Source organism: Bdellovibrio sp. CKG001 (assembly GCF_055397465.1).
In genome coordinates, this window is record NZ_AP029173.1 from 2,489,361 (window position 1) to 2,508,712 (window position 19,352).

Sequence of the window (19,352 nt, forward strand, 5' to 3'; positions counted from 1 at the left end):
TGAGGCTCTTTAGCAACGGGCATTGGAGCTTCCGTCGACCCAAAGCCCGAGGAGCAGTTGGCAGTCTAAGATTTACATACCCCCCAGGTTAAGCTAAAAGACGATATCGACTGCAGAGGTTCACATGCAAAAAGACACGAAAACTCTCGAAAAACCGGGCTGGCTTAAGGTTCGCGCATCCACCGGGGAAACCTATGAAAATCTCAAGGGAATGATGTCGGAACTAAAGCTTGCAACAGTTTGCCAGTCTGCCCGTTGCCCCAATATTGGGGAATGCTGGAATGGTGGCACTGCGACGATCATGATCATGGGCGATGTCTGCACGCGAGGCTGCCGTTTCTGCAACGTAAAAACGGGAAATCCCAAAAAGGTGCTTGATCCTCTGGAGCCCCAAAAAGTCGCAGAATCTATTGCCAAAATGAACCTCGAATATGTCGTCATCACCACCGTGGACCGGGATGACCTTCCCGATCAAGGGGCTGAACACTTCGTCAAAACCCTTCATGAGGTCAAAAAAGGCTCCCCGAATCTTATTATCGAGATTCTAGCCGGTGACTTCCGCGGCGACACGGAATTGATTTACAAGCTCACCGATGCCAAACCCGATGTCTATGCCCACAACGTGGAAACAGTTGAAAGACTCACCCCAAAAGTAAGAGATCCCCGAGCCGGCTATCGTCAAAGTTTGCAGGTTCTAAAATCCGTTAAGGATCGTGATCCTTCACGCTATACGAAGACCTCTTTGATGCTGGGGCTTGGTGAAACCGACGAAGAAATTTTGCAAACACTCAAGGACCTTCGAGAGATCGACTGCGATGTGGTCACCTTCGGTCAATACCTCCAACCGACTCCGCGCCACTTAAAAGTGATGGAATATGTCACCCCCGAAAAATTTGACGAGTGGAAACGGATCTCTGAGGACATGGGATTCCTTTACGTAGCCTCCGGCCCCCTGGTTCGCAGTTCTTACCGTGCGGGTGAATTCTTCATGAAAAGCCTTGTCGAAAGAGGATTGAGATAAATCATGGATCTGATTTTCGAAGACTGGGGACTGATTCCTTATGAGCTTGCTCTGACCAAGCAACTGGAGCTGGTTGAAACTTTGCACAAACAAGAGCTCCCCGGGTATTTGATCTTTTGCCAACATCCACCCGTTGTCACCTTAGGAAGAGCCACCCAACCCGGCGATGTCTTTGCTTGGAAGGGCGATACCGTGGAGGTCTCGCGAGGGGGCCGAGCCACTTATCACGGACCCAACCAGCTTGTTGTCTATCCGATCTTAAATCTCACTCGTCCGCGCAAGGGCCGATCTTCTCATGAGATCGCAGGTTACTTAAGAACACTCGAATCCGCCATCGCCCAAGTTATTAGCGGCTACGGTGTCGCCAATGTTGTCGGTCGGTCGCTGCAAAAAAATCCTCTGACACAGGTTGAAAATAACGAAACCGGTGTCTGGATTGGCACACAGAAAATTGCATCCTTGGGAATTGGTGTCAGAAAATGGATCACCTTCCACGGAGCCGCCATCAATCTTATTGAAGACCCCGAAGCCTTCCAAGGGATGAACCCCTGCGGCCTTAAAAGCAATGTAATGACCAGTTTAGAAAAAGAAACTGGGAAGCCCATCGATATTGATGAGTTTAAAAAACGCCTTAGATCACATCTTGCGGAAGTTCTTTAATTTATTAATCTCAAGAGCCCCCCGCCCTGCCCTGGTAACTTCAGAAAAGCTTAACTATGGCACTTGCCAAAAGCCTCATTCTTCTTGTCAAACACCGCAGGCCTATTAAACGACAGACTAACTCCTTCCGATGTTGGATACATTCTGCTTTTAAGCAATATGAATTTCATGACCGTTTTTAGTTTCTTTGTTGGCGGCAATTAGGTGAAAATTTGAAGTCAGCAGGGGTAAAAATATGAAGACCGAAGGATTAAGACAGAATATTTCTGACAATCTCGTAAAAGGGGCTATTGTTCTTCTTCCATTCATTCTGAGTTTCTACTTCCTTTACTGGCTTGCAGATTTTTTTGATAAGGTTTTTTCAGGGATATTGGTACCAATGGGAATCACCTTGCCTTTCGGCGTTGGCATCGGTGGCGGTCTGGTTTTGATCTATGTGTTGGGAAGAACTTCGGATCTTTTTGTCGCGAAGTTTATCAAGGAGTGGTTGGAAAGAACTATCATCAGAATTCCTGTTTTGGGGGCAATCTACGTCTCTATTCGCGACTTGACAGATTTCTTCAAAAAAGCAGAAGCAAGCCCCCACGGAAAAGCAGTCATTGTAAAATTCGACAATCCTGAATTTAGAATTGCTGGATTCTTAACCAGAACAGATTTGAACACATTGCCGACGAATGAACCCATGGAGGACTTGGTGGCCGTGTACATACCCCTGGCGTACATGGTGGGAGGAGGCTTCACGGTGTTTGTAAATAAGGACAAGATTCAGGATCTGAACATGTCTTTTGATAAGGCAATGCAGGCCAACTTAAGTGCGTGGATCCTCAAATGATTAGCGCTTAGTTGACTGACGCACGATCTTTTCAAAAGCAATAACGGGAAACACAAGCGCTCCGACCGCAATTGATTTCAACCAGTCTTCAACAGGCAAAGGACCTGAGTGAAAGAACTTGTTCATAAATGGCAGATGAACAAAGGCAATTTGTAGCAGAATCAAACTGCCGATACCAAGAAAGGCCGTTGGGTTCGAGAAAACTCCGATCTTGAACAGCGTGCTCTTAAGGGAACGGCATTGCAGAAAATAGAAGATCTGGAAGAAAATAACAGTGTTAACAGCCATGGTTTGCGCTTTGCGAACGACATCTTCGAAATCATGTCCGAGCTCCCGAGCGACGTTCAATTCATAGCGAAAAAGCGCAAGGGCACCTAAAGCCATAATCAGTGCGACAATCAAAGTTCGCCACAAAACAAACTTTCCTAAAACTTTCTCTTTTGGGGGCCTAGGTGGTCGCGACATGATATCAGGCTCTTTAGCTTCAAAGGCAAGAGGCAGTGAGAGGGCTACGGAGGCCACAAGGTTGATCCACAGAATTTGAACAGGCAGGATCGGCATTAAGAGATGCCCCTCTTCCCTTGGGAAAAACGCAACTGCAATAAGAATGATAAACGCCTGACCTAAATTGGTCGGCAGTACGAACGCAAGTGACTTGATTAGGTTGTCATAGATCCTTCTGCCCTCTTCGACTGCTGTTCTAATTGTTGTGAAATTGTCGTCCAGCAAAACAAGATCGGCCGCCTCTTTTGAGACAGACGTTCCCGTAATTCCCATGGCAATGCCAATATCAGATTGCTTCAGTGCAGGAGCATCATTCACTCCATCGCCGGTCATCGCTGTCACATTTCCAGTTCGCTGCAGAGCTTTAACAAGTCGAAGTTTGTGCTCAGGGGCAACCCGAGCAAATACATTCATATGGGCGACCAAACCATCAAGTTCCTCATCCCGCATTTTCTCTACCTGGGAACCAGTCAAGGCGGGCTTCCCGGTAGAGATATTTAGTTCCCGCGCGATAGCTTCCGCGGTCTCTGGATGATCCCCTGTAATCATCTTCACGACGATACCGGCTCTATGACAATCAGCAATGGCCTGGATCACCTCTTCCCTTGGTGGGTCAATCATAGCTTGAAGGCCGAGAAGCTCAAAACCACCATGGCAACCTGCCTCTGTAAGTTCATGTCCTTGAAAGGTTTTTCGCGCAAATGCCAGCACCCGCATCCCCTGGGCCGCATAGGAAGAAATTCGGCTACGGGCCTCGTTGACAACGACCTCTTCAGAGGACACAGCCCTTAAGATGACCTCTGGCGCCCCCTTGAGAAAGAGAACCCCTTGGTTGCCATCTTGATGGAGAGTTGCCATGTATTGCCTCTCTGATTCGAAGGGAATAGAGTCCAGCCGAGGATGATCGGACTTTATCGCTGCCACGACGCCATTGGCCTTTTCGAAGGCCACGATTAATGACGCTTCTGTAGGATCCCCTTGCACTTTCCGATTCTCACCCTCATTGACAACTTCTGAATCGTTACACAGAACGCCCGCCTTCAGAAGGTCCTGTATATCATCACCTGGCTCATTCAAGATAATGCCGTCGAGGAGAATCTTTCCGTCATTAGTGTATCCAACACCAGTGACACGGTAATCTGCCTGCGGTGTCCAAAGAGCCTGAACCGTCATTTCGTTTTTGGTCAATGTTCCTGTTTTGTCCGAACAAATAACTGTGGTCGACCCGAGAGTTTCAACGGCAGGAAGCTTACGGATAACTGCTTTTCGTAAAGCCATCCTGCGAACACCAATGGCCAGCGCAATAGTTATAATAGCAGGAAGCCCTTCTGGAATCGCAGCAACGGCTAATGTAATCGATGCAAGGACGGCTTCAACGATAGGAAACCCACGCCAAAGACTGATGACAAGCAAAACAACTGCCACGATCAAAATAGCTATCGTCAGGATCTTACCGATTGAGTCTAAGGATCGAGTCAGTGGAGTTTCAACTTTTGTTGCACTCTTCAGCAACTTGGCTATTCGTCCAAGCTCCGTTCGATCTCCAGTGCCGGTGACAACACCCGTCCCTTGACCAAAAGAAACTAGAGTTCCGCTAAAAGCCATGTTCAGCCGATCGCCAACGACCTTGTCTTTTTCGACTGGACTGATGATTTTCTCAGTTGGAACCGACTCCCCAGTAAGGGCCGCCTCTTCGATCCTAAGCGTTTTTACCTCGAGCAGCCTCATGTCAGCTGCAACTTTGTCGCCACTGTACAAATGCACAATATCACCTGGGACCAGATCCGTTGAGTCGATCTCAAGCCGTTGCTTGTCACGGATGACCCGGACTTTGTTTGGAATCATAGCTGAAAGGGCCTGGACGGCTTTCCCGGCGCGGAATTCCTGAAAGAAGCCAATGAAGGCATTTATCACCACGACGAAAAGCACAATGGTTCCGTCTGTCGACTTTCCCATGAGAAATGCAAGAGCAGAAGAAGACAGAAGAATGTATATTAAGGGGTTGTGAATCTGACGAAAGAATATTTTGAGCACACCTTCGCCTTCCGCTTGGGGAAGGATGTTCTTACCATATTTGGATTGGCGCTTTTGAACCTCTTCTTGGGAAAGACCCTCAACTTGACTTGAGAGAAGCTTTAAGACTTCGTCTCCAGTCATTGCATAGACATATTGAGATTGATCACGCTGATCCATTTTAGACGTCCCCTTTATATCAAAGGATGATGGGTCCCAAAAGAGAAGTCATGAAGGAATCTACTGTTAAAAGACGCCACTTGCTGAGCATCTTGCCCAGTTCATTAATAGGGTCTAATTTAAGAACTGAGGCTGTGAATTTTGAACCTGAGAGGCGTTCGTGGCGACAAATGGAAATATGGATTACTTAAAACAGTTCGAACGAATCGTGACTGGGATCCTGATCGTCTTGATGAGCATTGTTGTTTGCCTCACCGTTATTGATCTCATCTGGCTGCTCATCAAAGACATCATCACACCGCCCATCATACTTTTAGATGTGAACGAGCTCTTAGATATATTTTCGATGTTTCTTTTGGTCTTGATAGGAATCGAACTTGTTGAAACGCTGAAGCTGTATCTTCATCAAAGCTCGGCGCGCGCCGAAGTTGTGATTCTTGTTACATTGATTGCATTATCGAGGAAGGTTATCACACTCGACTTTAAAGAAACTCCTGCTCTTACGCTGGTCGGGATTGCGGCTCTTATTGTCGCACTTGGAGCCGCATACTACATCATCAAAAAGTCACGCCCCCCTGAATCAACATAATCAATTTATGCTAGAGCACGAGCCAAAGATTTCTTTGGCCTGTTCCAGCTGGGCATATCCCAGCTCCAAAAGATCACCTTTCTTCTGCACAAGATAAACCTTAGCCCAGAGTTTTTTTGCTCTTTTATCGACCTGCCACGCATGAATGACAATCTGATCCTTGATCACCACAAGAAGACTTCTTTGGTTCTCCGTCTTTCCATCCATTGAAAAAAACTCCACCGTTTGGTCCTGAAGGCTTCCTGACAGACTCTGACTCGTTGGGTGCCGTTGAAGTATTCCTGCACAAGAAACAGAAGACATCTCGTCCAAATTATCATCTTTAAAAAACAGCGCCAACCGTATGACGTTAAGGCTACCCCCTCGTTGATAGGCCCCAATAAAATTACCGGACAGGAACCGCAAGGAAGGCACTGAATCAAAGTGCTTTATAGAGGCCAAGGACTTGATCTTCTGAAGTGACTTCGGAGTGCGCCCCAGGGGGGAGTCCTGATTCGTGATGGTGACTTTATAAGGCGAAAACAGGACATCTCGATCGAGGTTCTGAGGCGCTTTGGGAGCGTGCACTTGAGTTTCCTCTGCAGCGTCATTCTTGGGAGCTGCCGTCGCCACCACTGGGGGCACATTATCTGAAGATGGATGATGTGGCTTCGGCAAGGCGTCTTGAGCTTGCCTTTCTATTTGAACCTTGGCTGGCAGAAGTCTCGCGGAGCCCCCTCTTTCTGAATGAGATGGGGGCACGGTTCCGCGAGTGTGAGCGACCAGAACTACAGCAAATCCAACTAAGGTGATTAATATTTTGTTCATACCGTATTGTCATTTTCATCGTTTATGCCACAACAACGGATCCGCAACTCGAATATATTGGACTTCAAGTGCGAAAAACGGACTTGCATCCTAGAATTTAGAAAGGGTTCTGAGATCCGGGATGGCTTTCCAATCCGGGCCACCAGAGCCAACCTCTCCTCCCAGGGGGTAATCCTGATGGCCGCCTATGGAGGAATAGGCCCTCCCCCTATGGCTGTTGCTCCCCTTTGCTAAAGGTGGTAGTCCTTTTGCTCAAAGGAAAGACTTATGGAAACGGAACTTTCGGCGTTTCAGGATATTCGTAATGCCACAGCTTCAGAAATTAAGTTGATGGGAGGCAAAGCGGCAACCCTGGCTCACCTGCTTCAAAAGGGCTTCCCGGTTCCCCCTGGGTCTGTTGTTTTTCATGAACCCCAGGGTGCAAGTGATTTCGCTCCCCTTTTGAGTTGGTGGAAGGAAATGGGTTCATATCCTGTGGCCGCACGAAGCTCTGCCTCTGGTGAAGACAGTGGTGATTTTAGTTATGCTGGCCAGTTTGTGACTCTCTTGCACCTGCAAACGGCTGAAGAACTGCAATCGGCTGTGAAAACCTGCTTTCAGGCCGTTCATCGCACCGCCAGCAAAGCCTATGCTTCCCACTTTGAACAGCCACAAATCCCCATGCACGTTCTTGTGCAGCGTATGATTGATTCGCAGTATTCCGGAGTCTTCTTTTCCGTGGACCCTCGCAATCCCGAAGGCTCATGGCTGGTCGAGGTCGTTGAAGGTCAGGGCGAGCAGCTTGTTTCCGGTCAGGTCACCCCTTACCGCTTTGATGACAAGGGTCCTTCCGCTTTGCCAAAGAATTGGCGGTCTGAGCACTTACAAACCATCGTTCAATGGGGCCTGAAGGTTGAAAAGGAATTTGGCTATAAGGTGGACATGGAATGGGCCATCGATCAGGAAGGGCACTTTTGGATTCTGCAATCCCGCCCGATCACCGCTATGGCGGCCCCATCCAACAATCGCAAGATCTTAGATCAAGAGTGGCAAAGACTTTCCAAACAGCACTCTTTGGACACCACTTGGGATGGCCACACCTTTGCTGAATGGACAGGGCTTCCGACCGAGCTGACTTTCGATCTTTGGCAGCGGACTTTCGCTGAAAACCAAGCCTACGACTTGGCTCTGAAATCCATCGGTTACGAGGGGCTTGGCAATAGGTCCGAAAAATTCAGTCTGCTCGATCGGGTTTACGGCCGGGCTTATCTGAACCTGAATTCTCTAGAGCCGGTCTATTTTGGCAAGTCGCCTTACAAGTTAGTTCCGCATCCTCGCCCGCATCTTGAGTTCGCCTGGAGTAAACTGTCTTTGCCAATCCTGGCTCGCGCTCCCTATGGTATTTTCAAAATGGTCACTGTCGCTTGGAATATTCAAACCGGACGCCGCGAACTTGCTAAAAAAGTCCTGGCTTCAACCAGATCCATTTCGCAAGCCAATCAGGATGCCTTCTCTCTCAAGGCAGAATGTCAGACTGAATCGCTAGAGTCCCAGCAGCAGAAACTAAAGTCTCTCTGTGACTTATTTTCATCCACGGCGATGCAGGGAACCTTTTTACTGACTCTGCTGATTGAATCCACCACGCAAGGTCTTATGGCCCTTATTGCAAAGGACCTGGGCAAGGACGAGGCTGAAAGTTCTTTGCAGCTTTTGACTGGCACCAGTCTGCAAACCCTGGCCAGCGAAATGAATCAGGAATTAAAGGCCGTTGCGGACTGCGACGACAAATGGAATTCATTCTTGTCACGCTATGGTCACCGTGGCGTGGGGGAACTGGAGCTTTCCCATCCGCGTTGGATCGAAACCCAGCGTCCTCAATACAAGCCTAACGTCAACAAAGCGCCTGCCCCAAAAACCAATGCTCTTCTTGACGAGGTCTTGCAGAAGATCTCTAGCCTCAGAAGACCGGTGTTCAAACAAGAGTTCCAAGAGCTTCAAAAGCTTTTGCAGATTCGTGAAGAAAACAAAATGGAAGTCATGAAGCCCTATGCTCAGATTCGCTGGCTGGCCTTGGCCATTGCTGCAAAGATGAATCTGGGGAACGACATCTTCTGGCTTAATCTGAATGAGATCCTTTCTTTGCAGCCAGACCAAGACATTTCAGAGCTTCAAGCACTGATCCAAAAAAGAAAGCAGCTCACCAAGGCACTGAAAGCTGTGGATTTGCCGATGACCTTCTCTTTGGGGGAACTCAAAAAAGTTCTGACCGAGGATGCCAGCGCCAGTTCGTCAGTTCCTCTGGTCAAAGGCGTTTCCTTGTCCTCGGGTATTGCCTCTGGTGTCGTCCACATCGTGAATAACCCCGAAGACGAGGATTTGGATTCTTGGCCGGATAACTATGTCCTGGTCGCCGAAGCCACCGATCCGGGCTGGACGCCTCTATTTGAACGGGCGAAAGGCATTATCGTTGCGCGTGGTGGGGTGTTATCTCACTGTGCTATTGTCGCACGTGAAATGGGTCTTCCTGCGGTTGGGGAAATTCGCGGAGCAAGTCATTTATTTAAAGAAGGTGAACGTGTTTGGATTGATGGAAATCACGGGACAATTAGACGAAGCAACTAAATTAGCCATTATTCCAACGGTCGTACTGCCGTTCACAATCATTGGAATGATCTTAACCAGCGTGGCGACTTGGATTGCGGCCCTTTTCGGTTTTGAGCTAAAAGCCGAAGGGCCCAAAAGACTTTTTGAAGTCTTGATGAAACCAAAAGTTCTGGCTTTCGCTCTGGTGTCGAATTTGATTGTCTATGGCGCCATCAAAGGGGTTCAGCATCTGTCCAACGGGCCTTACCCGCTTTGGTGGGTTGAACTGCAAAACGCATCGCCGCAGCCTTCCGACCGAAATTATGAAACCACAAATCCCCTCGCGACGACGGTATCTGCCTTGCCCGCTTCGAACGATCTGGAAGTGGTTTGGGAATTGCCTTTGAAAAGTGTCGTTTTTGGTTTGCCTTTGGTGGCCGGGGACTCTTTATTTGCAGGATTAGAAAAAGGCCGCCTGATTGAGGTCGATCTTAAAACCGGCCAGCTCTTGCGAAAATTTGAGATCGGGCAGCCTGTCATGGCCTCTCCTGTGATTGCCAATAACAAGATCTATGTTGGCGAAGGAATCCACCTGACCTATAACGCCCGTATCTATTCCTTCGATCTTAAATCCGGAGAATTCACCGGAGCCTTCCAAACAGCCGGGCATATTGAAAGAGCCGCCGTTTACACCAAAACCCAGAATCAATCCTTGTTGGTTTTTCCTGCGGGCAAGGACGGACTTTATGCTATCAATCCCGAAACAATGCAAAAAATCTGGCAAGCTCCTTTTGGGCATTTTGACACGTTCCCCGCCGTGGATGGTGAACAGGCTTATATCGGCTCGGGTCTGGAGGCGGGATTTGAAGAAACCCCTACCAAGGCCTTCGCGATTAATTTGCAGACCGGAAAAGTGGTCTGGGAAAAACCTTTACCCACCTCCGTTTGGGGAATCCCCGTTCTTTGGAACAACGTCGTCTGCCTTCCTACCGGGGACGTTTATAAGAACTTAAAATTTGGCCAACTGTCCTGTTACGAAAAAGCCAGTGGGAAGGATTATTTCATATTCAACACCACGGGATCTTTGATCAGCCAACCGGTTGTGCGCGGTGATCATTTGGTTGTTTCAGACATTTACGGGAAAATTTATCAATTCAATTTAAAGACTCGCCAACTTGAATGGACCATCCAGGTGCCAACCAAGGGTCTCAGCTATGCTTCCGTTTCGATTGATTCCCAGAATCGAATCCTGCTTCCTGGGGAAGAGGGGCTGTATGTGTATTCCAGAGAAAACCAGGCCCTGCTATCCGTCTGGAAGCCTGAAGGCCAATGGCCAGGGACTTTCAACAATGTCGTAGCTTATAAGGATTTGATGATTCTGGCTGACCAGGCAGGCGTGCTCAGAGCGCTGCGTTTTAAAAATTAAAAGACAAAACATGAAATGGTTTCATAATGCCCACATTGCGACACCGGACTTTGCTTCATCAAGGAAGCCCAACAAGGAGTACTCAGTGAGAAAGATTGTCTTGGCCTCAATCGTTTCTTTGGCTCATTCTTCGTAAAATATTTTTAACATCTCAACCGCAGAGATTACCAAATTGTCCCGTTCGTAAAATGTACTCAATAATTTTATAAACATTCCGATGTATATAGCAGAGGTACGTATCAAGGAGTAAATCACAATGAACATAGAAAAGGTTGCGGCACTTTTCACTATAGTATCTATAGGTGTCACATTTACGGTTGGTACACCGGCACTACTGTCCAGTGATAAGAAAGAGTCATCTGTCATCCAAAAAGTGAATTCACCTGAAACACCGCCGACATCAAAAGTAACCAAGAATCGTCCGAAACAAAAAGAAAATCTAAAGTCTCAAAGAGTTGTAGCCAATCAAGAGCTTCCAAATGAATCCCAACAATCTTCTCGTAGCGAATCGGACCAAGTAATAATCGATCGAGTCAAAATGGGATTTAAAAATGAAGAGTACCCAAAGTAGCACTCATCTCCACCCCTGTTAAAAACCGAACAAAACAATTAATGCTTTATATTTAGGCATCCCTAAACTTTTGACTAAACAATCCGAAATGTAGCCCACATCAAGGAGCTAAAATGTCTAGAGAGACAAAACAAGATAGAACTATTCGCAACCTACTGGATCAAGCAACAGAACATCTGCATGAACTAAAGAGTTTGGATGCAAATCCTAATACGAAAGAGCTTGATATCGAACGTTGGGCGCAAAGCTTTCTAAGAAACTGTCTTGGTTATTCTGCTTCGGCGGGATACTCCATCCGCGCGCAGGAAACTAAGGGCAAAATGCGTCCCGATCTTGTGGTGCTTCACCAAGACAAGCCTATCTTCGTTGTAGAAGTTAAAAAAATGGGATTTGACTTAAATAAATCCGACTTCCGATGCGGTAAAGTTCAGCTTAAAGAGTATCTAAGCCTGATCGGTGATGTTCGCTGGGGTATTCTGACTAATGGTTGCGAATGGAAGCTTTATGATTTTTCCCTACCGGAATATGGCGGCATTGAGATCGCTACTTTCGATCTTAAATCCGAAGATTCTATCGAAGTCTCCAAGAAAGCCGTGGAAGAACAGGCTTATGAGTTCTTCGACTTCCATGAGAGCTCGTACACCACTTCCACATGGCCTGAGCTTTCTAAGGAAGCTATGGCGTTCTCTCCTGAGTGTTTGGCCAAAGCCATTCTGTCAGTAGACGTAGTTCGGTATGTTGCCAAATATGTTCGCGGCGAACATGAATTTAAAGCTAATCACGAGATTTTGACTGACCGCCTTTACTCGTTACTTGAGCAAGGCCTCAATGATGCAATCAAAGGGTGGAATGATACCAAGGCTGCAGAGATTCACAAGTTCGTGAAGTCTCAAAAGCGTGCTTCCCGCAAGACCAAAAAAACACGTAAGACATTGACAGCAAACGATCATGGTCCGACATCGCCATTATCGGAAGAGGCAATAGTACCGACCTCAGAAGGCCAATTAGAGGGCAAAACCGCCTCATAAGCGCTTTGCGGTAGCGTAGGCTACCGCAACTAACTCCGGAGAAGATGATGTTTGCTATTATAACGGAAAATGATGAGTCCCCGTGGAGCGATAAAACTGGGGAACTCTATCATTTTCCGAATAAGTACAAAGGCCTTCTAAGACCAGGAACAAAAGTCATCTACTACAAAGGAAGAATTCGCGATAAAAAATTTGCGCAATCACGGCTTTCACCCAATCCTCACTATTTCGGCATTGCAACCATTGGGAAGATATATCCAGACAGAGACAAAAAAGGTGCACTTTGGGCAGTCATTAGTGACTTCCGGCCTTTTGAGATACCAGTTCCATTTAAAGATGAAGATCACTACTTGGAAATAATACCCGAAAACAGGAAAAGTAACTTCTTCTATGACGGCGTAAGAGAATGCTCTTACGAAGTTTATGACTCAATTGTTGCGCGAGCCAAGCTCCACCTGCATGAACCTAAAAAAACATATCAGGCCACTGAACCTGACGAACTCGAGTCGTACACTGACGGCCGCAAGATCGAAATATATACAACTATTTATGAACGCAACAAGAACAACAGACTTAAAGCAATTAAAATACATGGCACAACCTGCCTAGCCTGTGGTTTTAATTTTGAAAAAGTCTATGGTGAAATCGGAAAAAATTATATCCAAATCCACCATAGCAAGCCTCTATCCACCACATATGGTGAGGTAAAAATTGACCCAGAGAAGGATCTGATTCCACTGTGTGCGAATTGTCATTGCATGATCCACCGTAAAAAAGAAAATACATTAACACTTGAAGAACTGATAGAAGCAATCAGAATCAATGCTTTTTCTTCGACTAACAAGCAGGAAAACCGATGAAGCAGATTTCTCCAACTGGCCTTATCTTAATTTCGGAAGCATTAACACATATCTTTTGGAGAAAAGATCAACATAGAAAGTTCATTCAGTCTGTATTAAATGAGCATAAAGTTCAAGTACATGTGAACTGGGACTTAAAGAAGAGAGAAACTTCAGACGCTATTGTATCCAGACTAGCAAAGGAGCATAGAGAGGTTTTGCTATCCTTCGTACAAGAAATATGCAAAATGGAGAACTTTGAGCACCTATCTAGAGAGCAAGATGGGCAAAAACTAATAGCAAATGCAACCCAAGCAGTGAAAGCGCTGAAAGCGTACGCCGCCAAGCACCTAAAAAACAATGAAGAAAAAATATCAGCAACCAAAAGAACAGAAAATGAGACGCATCGACTAAAAGAGATAAACACTTTCAATCAAAATCTTGAATCAATTAAGAATGCATTTTACAAGACCACAACACTATCTCCACAAAAGCGCGGCTTCGAACTCGAACGTATTTTTCGTGAACTACTCTCTCTCTTTGAAATGGAGCCGAAGTCCTCATATAAGATCAACGGAGAGCAAATAGATGGCTCATTTGTCTTCGAAAACTTCGAATATCTCCTTGAAATAAAGTGGGAATCTAACCCTCTTTCCGCTTCTTCAGTCTACTCTTTCAAGGGCAAAATTACCAACAAGCTGGACAACACTTTGGGTTTTTTCCTATCAATGAGCGGCTTTACGAATGAAGCCATTGAAGCAGTCGATAGGTCTGACAGAAAGGTCTGCCTGCTCTCAGATTACAATGATCTACTTGCCGTACTAGAAGGACGAATCGGGCTTGATGAGCTAATTCGACGCAAAAAAAAGTTTGCGGCACAAACAGGAAAGTCATTCCTTCCAATAAGAGACATTTTATAATTTTAGGGACTTGAGGGCCTAGCATGAACCAATCACCAATAGATCAAGAAAACTCAAATAAAAGAGTTGAATTTTATGCAAATATACTAAGATCTTTCCAAGAAAGTAGAACAGAATCGATAAGCAAATATTAGCCATTTCTCTTGCGGCCATTGGACTTATGCTAGGAATTCATGAAAAGCTAAGCTCCACTTACTTCTTGAAGTTTTTGTTAATATTAAGTTCAATATTCTTTTCAGTTTGCGTAGGCCTAGTGCTTTTTATTTTTCACAAAAATTCCGAACTCTGTAGAGATACTATTGTGGAAAACAAAAGCTCTGAAGCTATAAATAACAATACCCTGAAGATATTGGATTCTCTTACAAAGATCATTTTCACTATTGCCGTCTTTTTGACTACAGCCATTTTTATTTCAGCAGTAGTAGCACCAGAATCGAAAGAAAACGACTCTACCAAAAATGCCACCAGTAAAGCTTATTACGAAGGAGAAGAAGTGACCAAAAGTAGCAGCAAACCAGCAAAGAGCCAGACTTCGAACCAAACCACAAAAAAGAAAGATCTTGTTTACAACTCCCTTACCGATATTGCTACACTCAAGCCTCCGGAGCCATCCAAACCTACTAAAAAAGAGGATAAGAAAAGGTAACAAGCGGATATGTGCAACCGATTTAACCAATAGGGTCAGTTGTGGCTCGCTTCTTCATTCAGCAGAGATTCTTTTTTTGTTTTGAAGGGCGTCTACATAGTAGGAAATTACACAATGGAGAAAATATCCCGCTCCGTTTAAATCAAATATGGTTGCTTCATCCTCAAGCAATTCAAGTAATTTTGTAGCAATTGGCGGCAGAAACGCCCAACATGATTAAACTATCGAGGTACTAATGAACGATGATGCTGATGTAGGGCTAAATTCCGTAGATGTTGACTTAATCAAGTACAAAAAATCTTACGTTGCTTTTGTCGACGTCCTTGGCTTTAAGCAACTCGTTGCCAACTCTGACACAACAAAAATAAGTATCTATTACAGCATCATCAAGGACTCGATTGAAAAGCTATCGGAGATCCTGAACGATTTTGGTAAAATTGACTTCCAGATCATGAGTGATTCGATTGTCTTTTCTGTAGAGCCTACCTCCACAGATTTCAATTCTAAGCTATTAAGCCTTCGAGCACTTTGTGCCGGGATTGCCCACCTACAATTTTATCTAGCAATGGAAGGAATCTGGCTTCGCGGCGGAATCTCCTTTGGCGAGATTAAATTTATGGACTCTCAATTCGTCGTTGGGCCAGCACTAGTTTCGGCCCATGCCCATGAACTAAAGGCCAAATACCCAAGAGTAATTTTAGACCCCTTAATCGTTGCCGACCTCGGCTTATCAAAAGAAGAGTTTCTCGATCAGGTAGCCACCCCTAAGGATTCTGCATTCGAAGGTCAAGATTGGATATTTGACTGGAGAAAGCACAATCATCTGCCCCAAGCATACAATGATCACTTATTTGTTAACTTTGCCATAAACCTAAATCCACCATTTAGATACGCAAGAGAAGCAGCCGCCCTAGTAATTAAAAACTGGCGAATTGAATACCTTAATGCATCAGAAAATTTCTGCAAATACGCATGGCTAAAAGACTACTTTCTTACCTTCGCCATCCCTATGGATATCAAAAAACGTATCTTAGAAACTTAAGTATCAAAATGCGGAGATATCCATCAACTACTCTAGCAGAATTCTCTTCTATCGTGAGATCAGATTTCGACAAAGCGCCCCACGCGAACTCGAACGAGAACAGCGATCGCCTAGGCGACCTGCACCTAAAATAAAAAAAGGCAGACAAAGGCTGCTTTTTTAAAAATTGGCTGCAAGAGGCGGAATGGGGCTCGGGCCATCAGGGCCCTCGGTCGCTGCGCGACTGCCTTCGGCACCCTGGCGCTAGCATCCTGCTAGGGCGAGGAACCACCAGGTTCGAGATCAGTTCGAAGACCACCTCAGACAGTAGCCAGTTGTAGAAATAAAAAAACAGCTCGAGGCTGCTTTTTTTTTACTTCTAGAAAAATGGTAGTGAGAGGCGGACTTGAACCGCCGACACCGTTTTCGGCTCATTGCGTTGTTCGTGTTCCCAAATCAAGGATGAAAAACCCCAAGGCGAGACTCTTAGGCGTCGTGGAGTAAATAGACGGAGGACTCCGTCGAAGTGATAGTTGACGATTTAATAGACACGGAGGGCGGCTTGACCTCAGCCGAACATCAAAAGACAAACAGGCGTTGATCGCTTATCAGACCTTTTGCGAAAAAGTCCTTAGTATGAGGACGATGGAAAAATGGGCCTCAATGACCAAAAAAACACTTCTACGCAGGCCCCTTTTTACAACTATCCGTCCAGATGGACTTTGAGCAATCCAGGGCATCAATAGCGCATAGGTGAATATTTTTTAGACAACAATGAAACTTGTATTGTTAAGAAAATTTTAGCCGTTTCGGCTAGAGTGATTATGCTAAACAAACTGCTATGGAATACGAATACAGATGCAGAAGGTGCCTTTCAGTTCAGCCCGCGAGCAGTTTTCGATACATAGCCAAGTTTCGCAAGCACGTGCGGACCTGCAAAGTCTGTGAGGCAAAGATGCGTGCGACGAAAGCACGAGAAAGGGATTTGCACATTGAAGTGCATGGATTGACCCCTGGGATTAAAAAGAGGCTCGAACTACTATCAAGGCAAAGATCACGAAATCATGCTTCGAATGAGGTCATGAAATCAATGTCACAAGAGGCTATAACCAAGTACCACTTCTCTCTAAAACTTGGGAAAATATCTAGCTTGGCAGCTTTATTTATGTTCTTCTCGGCTTTTATTCTGCTATTTGGAAAGTTCGAAGAATTCATTTGGATTGCAGTGGCATCGCTTTCGATTATCTGGTTTTCGAACAGCTATAGAAAACAACATGAATCCCCTGTTGCTGATGCCATAAAACAAAGAACAGATCGTCTTTATCCATTACTATATGGATTATTCAAAGAGCAGCGTCTTGCTTATCAACGATTCTACGGAACCCCGGAATGGAAAAACCTAAGAGCAAAGTTCATTAGTCAAGAAAGGCAGAGAGTGGGTCGACTAACTTGTAGCATCTGCGGATATTTAGTGGGATCGGATATTACAGTTGATCATATCAAACCACGCTCCCACTACCCTGAACTGGCTCTCAGCATAAAGAATCTGGCGATCGCCCATAGATCATGCAACTCAGCAAAGGGCGCAAAAGTGCCACTCCAACAAAAAGCTTAACTATATTTAAAAATGACATTGAAACAGAAAAAGGACTGAAAATGAAACTAGTTAAAACGATTCTCGTGATCCTAATGTTGACACCTTCATTTGCCTTGGCTGAAAAGCTTGAATGCTCTTGCGAAGTAGATACGAACCTTGTCTTTCAAGACGGACTTTATATTGCTTCAGGATCCCGTTGTGATGGTAGTCCTACTATCTACTTCAATTTGAAAAGAAAATCCAGCACGCTGATCGGGAACGCCGGAAGCTCCGAATTGCAACATTTCTACACCAGTCGCGATGCAAAAATGAAGAGGTATATTGAACCTCTTGGAAGTGGAAACCTCAATACCATTTCAGTATTCGAAGTAGATGGCAACAGATACGCATTTATTCAGAAGGCTTACACTCTAGGTATCAACCCACTTGGCGACTTCTCATCATACAATGTTCTTTATAAATGTGAGAATATCGACCGCATCCCAAAGATTTAACCATACGACAGGAAGTCGTGCCTCGGATTAAGAACCTTATCCACAGTTCAAGTTCCGATTTATAGTGAGCGATGTAGAAGTCTGCCTTTTACAAATAATAGAAAGAAATAGGCGCTCAATGAATTCAATATTCTAGACAATTGTTGGTGGGATACTGGCCGCTTTGCAGCAGCTTTTCCCAAGTTTTCTTGAAGTTCCTATTCACAATAATCGTCGAAGTTGCTTCGCGCTACGACGGTGGGCTGTCTTTTAAACTGTCCAAAGCGCACGCAGACAGACTGCTGGAAATCAGGAGTAGCGCAAATATTCTCATGGCGACTCCTTGTTAATAAATTTCGGAAGAAGATTTGCAGATTTTTTTAGACAGATTTTCTCGGTGCGCTGGGATCAAATTCTTCGATAATTTTCTCCCCGTTTAGCTTCTTTAGCTCCTTCAAGATGTCTCTTTGGAGCTCTAGATTCACATTTATTTTCCAATACCAACAAACAACTTCGCGACAAACCAAAAATACTATTATCACAAAGACGAGATAACCAAGATACAGCCCAATACCTAAACCCACACACACTCCTTATTAACGAACTAGAGCTTTTTATGTTTACATACGAGGGCCGCTCCCGGGCAGTCCAGATTTCCAGCTTCGTATCACCCTGGAACAAAATCTGTCTCAATTTACATATCTTCATCCTAATACCGAGCACGGACTAAGGCCGAGAAGGCAACCGAGGAAGTTCAAATGTCCACTTTGAAAGTAACTACAGAAAATCCAGAAGTTAGTTTCCAAATAGCTTTCGATCCACCGCCAAAATTCAAATCCGTAGATATGGCCCACGACACCGAGAGACCTTAGGACTAAGGACAAAAAAAGCCCCTAAAAGCGGGCTAAGTTAATTGAGATTGTAGATTTTAAATGGAGCTAGATAGCAACTGGGAACTTTTTGCGAGCGTCGCCTTCCATCTCCTTCTTTTCGGAAACGGCTTTTATAGCAAGAGACTCATGATACTCTTTAGCCTCCGCAGTGATAACAAATTCCACATCAGGGTGTTTGCTTTTTACTAGCTCCTGAATAGTTGATAGCTCTACCTTAAAAAATTCTCTTCGATAGTTCACACTAGCGCGACAGTAATTAGTGAGTGAACTAAAATTAGTAAATTCATACTCACAATTTCGGCAATAAACGCAGCCCGCTTAAACTTGCTTTTGTTGTCTATTTTTTACGCCATTCAGATTGAATCTATTGATTCTCAGGTCAAATAAAATGCCCCCACTCTAAGTTATGGAAGGCACTAAGTTTTTTGTTCATCTCCACGATTTTAACCACTACCAAAAAACAATCTAATGTCAAAACACTGACGCCTTCTGAAGAACATTTCGTCTAAATTCTTATCTGCATATTTAAAACATAAAAATAGACTGGGCCCGAAAACACAGGAAGATGAGGCAGAGCTAACAGGCTTAGATAGATGATACATATCTAATATCGAACGAGCCAAATATCGACCGCAATTCAAAACTATAAAGCGGATTGCAGATGCATTTGGCGTAGATGTCTCTGAGTTCATGTAAACTATAGGGGACCACAAGCCCCATTTTTTTTACCTTCCCTAAAATTCTAAACAAATTCATATTAGTTCCGATAA

17 protein-coding genes are annotated in these 19,352 nt (G+C 45.1%); 15 read left to right on the top strand and 2 right to left on the bottom strand.

Features of this window, described 5'->3' with window-relative positions; genetic code table 11:
• Positions 1–124: 124 nt before the first annotated feature.
• From lipA to ACZ50P_RS11780, 3 genes are all read left to right on the top strand, one after another.
• The gene (gene lipA / locus ACZ50P_RS11770) at positions 125–1,021 is read left to right on the top strand and encodes a lipoyl synthase (protein ID WP_464120571.1); all 897 of its coding nucleotides are present in this window, start codon (positions 125–127) and stop codon (positions 1,019–1,021) included.
• Positions 1,022–1,024: 3 nt separating this feature from the next.
• Entirely contained in the window at positions 1,025–1,681 is a 657-nt protein-coding gene (lipB, locus tag ACZ50P_RS11775; RefSeq protein WP_464131324.1) for a lipoyl(octanoyl) transferase LipB, read from the top strand.
• Positions 1,682–1,916: 235 nt separating this feature from the next.
• Positions 1,917–2,513, top strand: coding sequence for a DUF502 domain-containing protein (locus tag ACZ50P_RS11780; RefSeq protein WP_464131326.1), 597 nt, complete (start codon positions 1,917–1,919; stop codon positions 2,511–2,513).
• On the opposite strand, the gene ACZ50P_RS11785 is transcribed toward ACZ50P_RS11780, so the two are convergent.
• Positions 2,514–5,210 carry a cation-translocating P-type ATPase gene (locus ACZ50P_RS11785; protein WP_464131328.1) on the bottom strand — a complete coding sequence of 899 codons (2,697 nt, stop codon included), beginning with the start codon at positions 5,208–5,210 and terminating at the stop codon, positions 2,514–2,516.
• 160 nt (positions 5,211–5,370) lie between these two features.
• Here ACZ50P_RS11785 and ACZ50P_RS11790 point away from each other — a divergent pair, with 160 nt between their 5' ends.
• Positions 5,371–5,799 (top strand): phosphate-starvation-inducible PsiE family protein, encoded by a 429-nt coding sequence (locus ACZ50P_RS11790; protein ID WP_464120567.1) that lies wholly within the window; start codon positions 5,371–5,373, stop codon positions 5,797–5,799.
• On the opposite strand, the gene ACZ50P_RS11795 is transcribed toward ACZ50P_RS11790, so the two are convergent.
• Positions 5,800–6,606: a hypothetical protein gene (locus ACZ50P_RS11795; protein WP_464131330.1), complete on the bottom strand. Its 807-nt coding sequence runs from the start codon at positions 6,604–6,606 to the stop codon at positions 5,800–5,802.
• 267 nt (positions 6,607–6,873) lie between these two features.
• On the opposite strand from ACZ50P_RS11795, the gene ACZ50P_RS11800 reads away from it, so the two are divergent.
• The 11 genes from ACZ50P_RS11800 to ACZ50P_RS11850 all read left to right on the top strand — a co-directional run bounded on the left by ACZ50P_RS11800 (position 6,874) and on the right by ACZ50P_RS11850 (position 19,278).
• Entirely contained in the window at positions 6,874–9,207 is a 2,334-nt protein-coding gene (locus ACZ50P_RS11800; protein ID WP_464131332.1) for a PEP/pyruvate-binding domain-containing protein, read from the top strand.
• Positions 9,161–10,594 carry an outer membrane protein assembly factor BamB family protein gene (locus ACZ50P_RS11805; protein ID WP_464131334.1) on the top strand — a complete coding sequence of 478 codons (1,434 nt, stop codon included), beginning with the start codon at positions 9,161–9,163 and terminating at the stop codon, positions 10,592–10,594. Before ACZ50P_RS11800 ends, ACZ50P_RS11805 begins: the two co-directional genes overlap by 47 nt.
• 256 nt (positions 10,595–10,850) lie before the next feature.
• The gene (locus tag ACZ50P_RS11810) at positions 10,851–11,165 is read left to right on the top strand and encodes a hypothetical protein (RefSeq protein WP_464131336.1); all 315 of its coding nucleotides are present in this window, start codon (positions 10,851–10,853) and stop codon (positions 11,163–11,165) included.
• A 113-nt stretch (positions 11,166–11,278) separates the two neighbouring features.
• Entirely contained in the window at positions 11,279–12,193 is a 915-nt protein-coding gene (locus tag ACZ50P_RS11815) for a type I restriction endonuclease (protein ID WP_464131338.1), read from the top strand.
• A gap of 44 nt (positions 12,194–12,237) precedes the next feature.
• Positions 12,238–13,053 (top strand): HNH endonuclease, encoded by an 816-nt coding sequence (locus ACZ50P_RS11820; protein WP_464131340.1) that lies wholly within the window; start codon positions 12,238–12,240, stop codon positions 13,051–13,053.
• Entirely contained in the window at positions 13,050–13,952 is a 903-nt protein-coding gene (locus ACZ50P_RS11825) for a restriction endonuclease (protein WP_464131342.1), read from the top strand. The genes ACZ50P_RS11820 and ACZ50P_RS11825 overlap by 4 nt, the downstream gene beginning before the upstream one ends.
• A gap of 301 nt (positions 13,953–14,253) precedes the next feature.
• A complete protein-coding gene (locus tag ACZ50P_RS11830; protein WP_464131344.1) occupies positions 14,254–14,598 on the top strand; it encodes a hypothetical protein in 345 nt (114 codons plus the stop codon).
• A gap of 235 nt (positions 14,599–14,833) precedes the next feature.
• Complete coding sequence (locus tag ACZ50P_RS11835; protein ID WP_464131346.1) at positions 14,834–15,640, top strand: hypothetical protein; 807 nt, start codon at positions 14,834–14,836, stop codon at positions 15,638–15,640.
• Positions 15,641–16,574: 934 nt separating this feature from the next.
• The gene (locus tag ACZ50P_RS11840) at positions 16,575–17,234 is read left to right on the top strand and encodes an HNH endonuclease (protein WP_464131348.1); all 660 of its coding nucleotides are present in this window, start codon (positions 16,575–16,577) and stop codon (positions 17,232–17,234) included.
• Between the two features lie 41 nt (positions 17,235–17,275).
• The gene (locus ACZ50P_RS11845; RefSeq protein ID WP_464131350.1) at positions 17,276–17,710 is read left to right on the top strand and encodes a hypothetical protein; all 435 of its coding nucleotides are present in this window, start codon (positions 17,276–17,278) and stop codon (positions 17,708–17,710) included.
• Between the two features lie 1,481 nt (positions 17,711–19,191).
• The gene (locus tag ACZ50P_RS11850) at positions 19,192–19,278 is read left to right on the top strand and encodes a hypothetical protein (protein WP_464135211.1); all 87 of its coding nucleotides are present in this window, start codon (positions 19,192–19,194) and stop codon (positions 19,276–19,278) included.
• Positions 19,279–19,352: the final 74 nt, after the last annotated feature.

Excerpts from the sequence above, each read along its gene's own strand:
- lipA (WP_464120571.1), top strand. The coding sequence starts at position 125 with ATGCAAAAAGACACGAAAACTCTCGAAAAACCGGGCTGGCTTAAGGTT.
- lipB (WP_464131324.1), top strand. The coding sequence starts at position 1,025 with ATGGATCTGATTTTCGAAGACTGGGGACTGATTCCTTATGAGCTTGCT.
- ACZ50P_RS11780 (WP_464131326.1), top strand. The coding sequence starts at position 1,917 with ATGAAGACCGAAGGATTAAGACAGAATATTTCTGACAATCTCGTAAAA.
- ACZ50P_RS11785 (WP_464131328.1), bottom strand. The coding sequence starts at position 5,210 with ATGGATCAGCGTGATCAATCTCAATATGTCTATGCAATGACTGGAGAC.
- ACZ50P_RS11795 (WP_464131330.1), bottom strand. The coding sequence starts at position 6,606 with ATGAACAAAATATTAATCACCTTAGTTGGATTTGCTGTAGTTCTGGTC.
- ACZ50P_RS11800 (WP_464131332.1), top strand. The coding sequence starts at position 6,874 with ATGGAAACGGAACTTTCGGCGTTTCAGGATATTCGTAATGCCACAGCT.
- ACZ50P_RS11810 (WP_464131336.1), top strand. The coding sequence starts at position 10,851 with ATGAACATAGAAAAGGTTGCGGCACTTTTCACTATAGTATCTATAGGT.
- ACZ50P_RS11815 (WP_464131338.1), top strand. The coding sequence starts at position 11,279 with ATGTCTAGAGAGACAAAACAAGATAGAACTATTCGCAACCTACTGGAT.
- ACZ50P_RS11820 (WP_464131340.1), top strand. The coding sequence starts at position 12,238 with ATGATGTTTGCTATTATAACGGAAAATGATGAGTCCCCGTGGAGCGAT.
- ACZ50P_RS11825 (WP_464131342.1), top strand. The coding sequence starts at position 13,050 with ATGAAGCAGATTTCTCCAACTGGCCTTATCTTAATTTCGGAAGCATTA.
- ACZ50P_RS11835 (WP_464131346.1), top strand. The coding sequence starts at position 14,834 with ATGAACGATGATGCTGATGTAGGGCTAAATTCCGTAGATGTTGACTTA.
- ACZ50P_RS11840 (WP_464131348.1), top strand. The coding sequence starts at position 16,575 with ATGCGTGCGACGAAAGCACGAGAAAGGGATTTGCACATTGAAGTGCAT.
- ACZ50P_RS11845 (WP_464131350.1), top strand. The coding sequence starts at position 17,276 with ATGAAACTAGTTAAAACGATTCTCGTGATCCTAATGTTGACACCTTCA.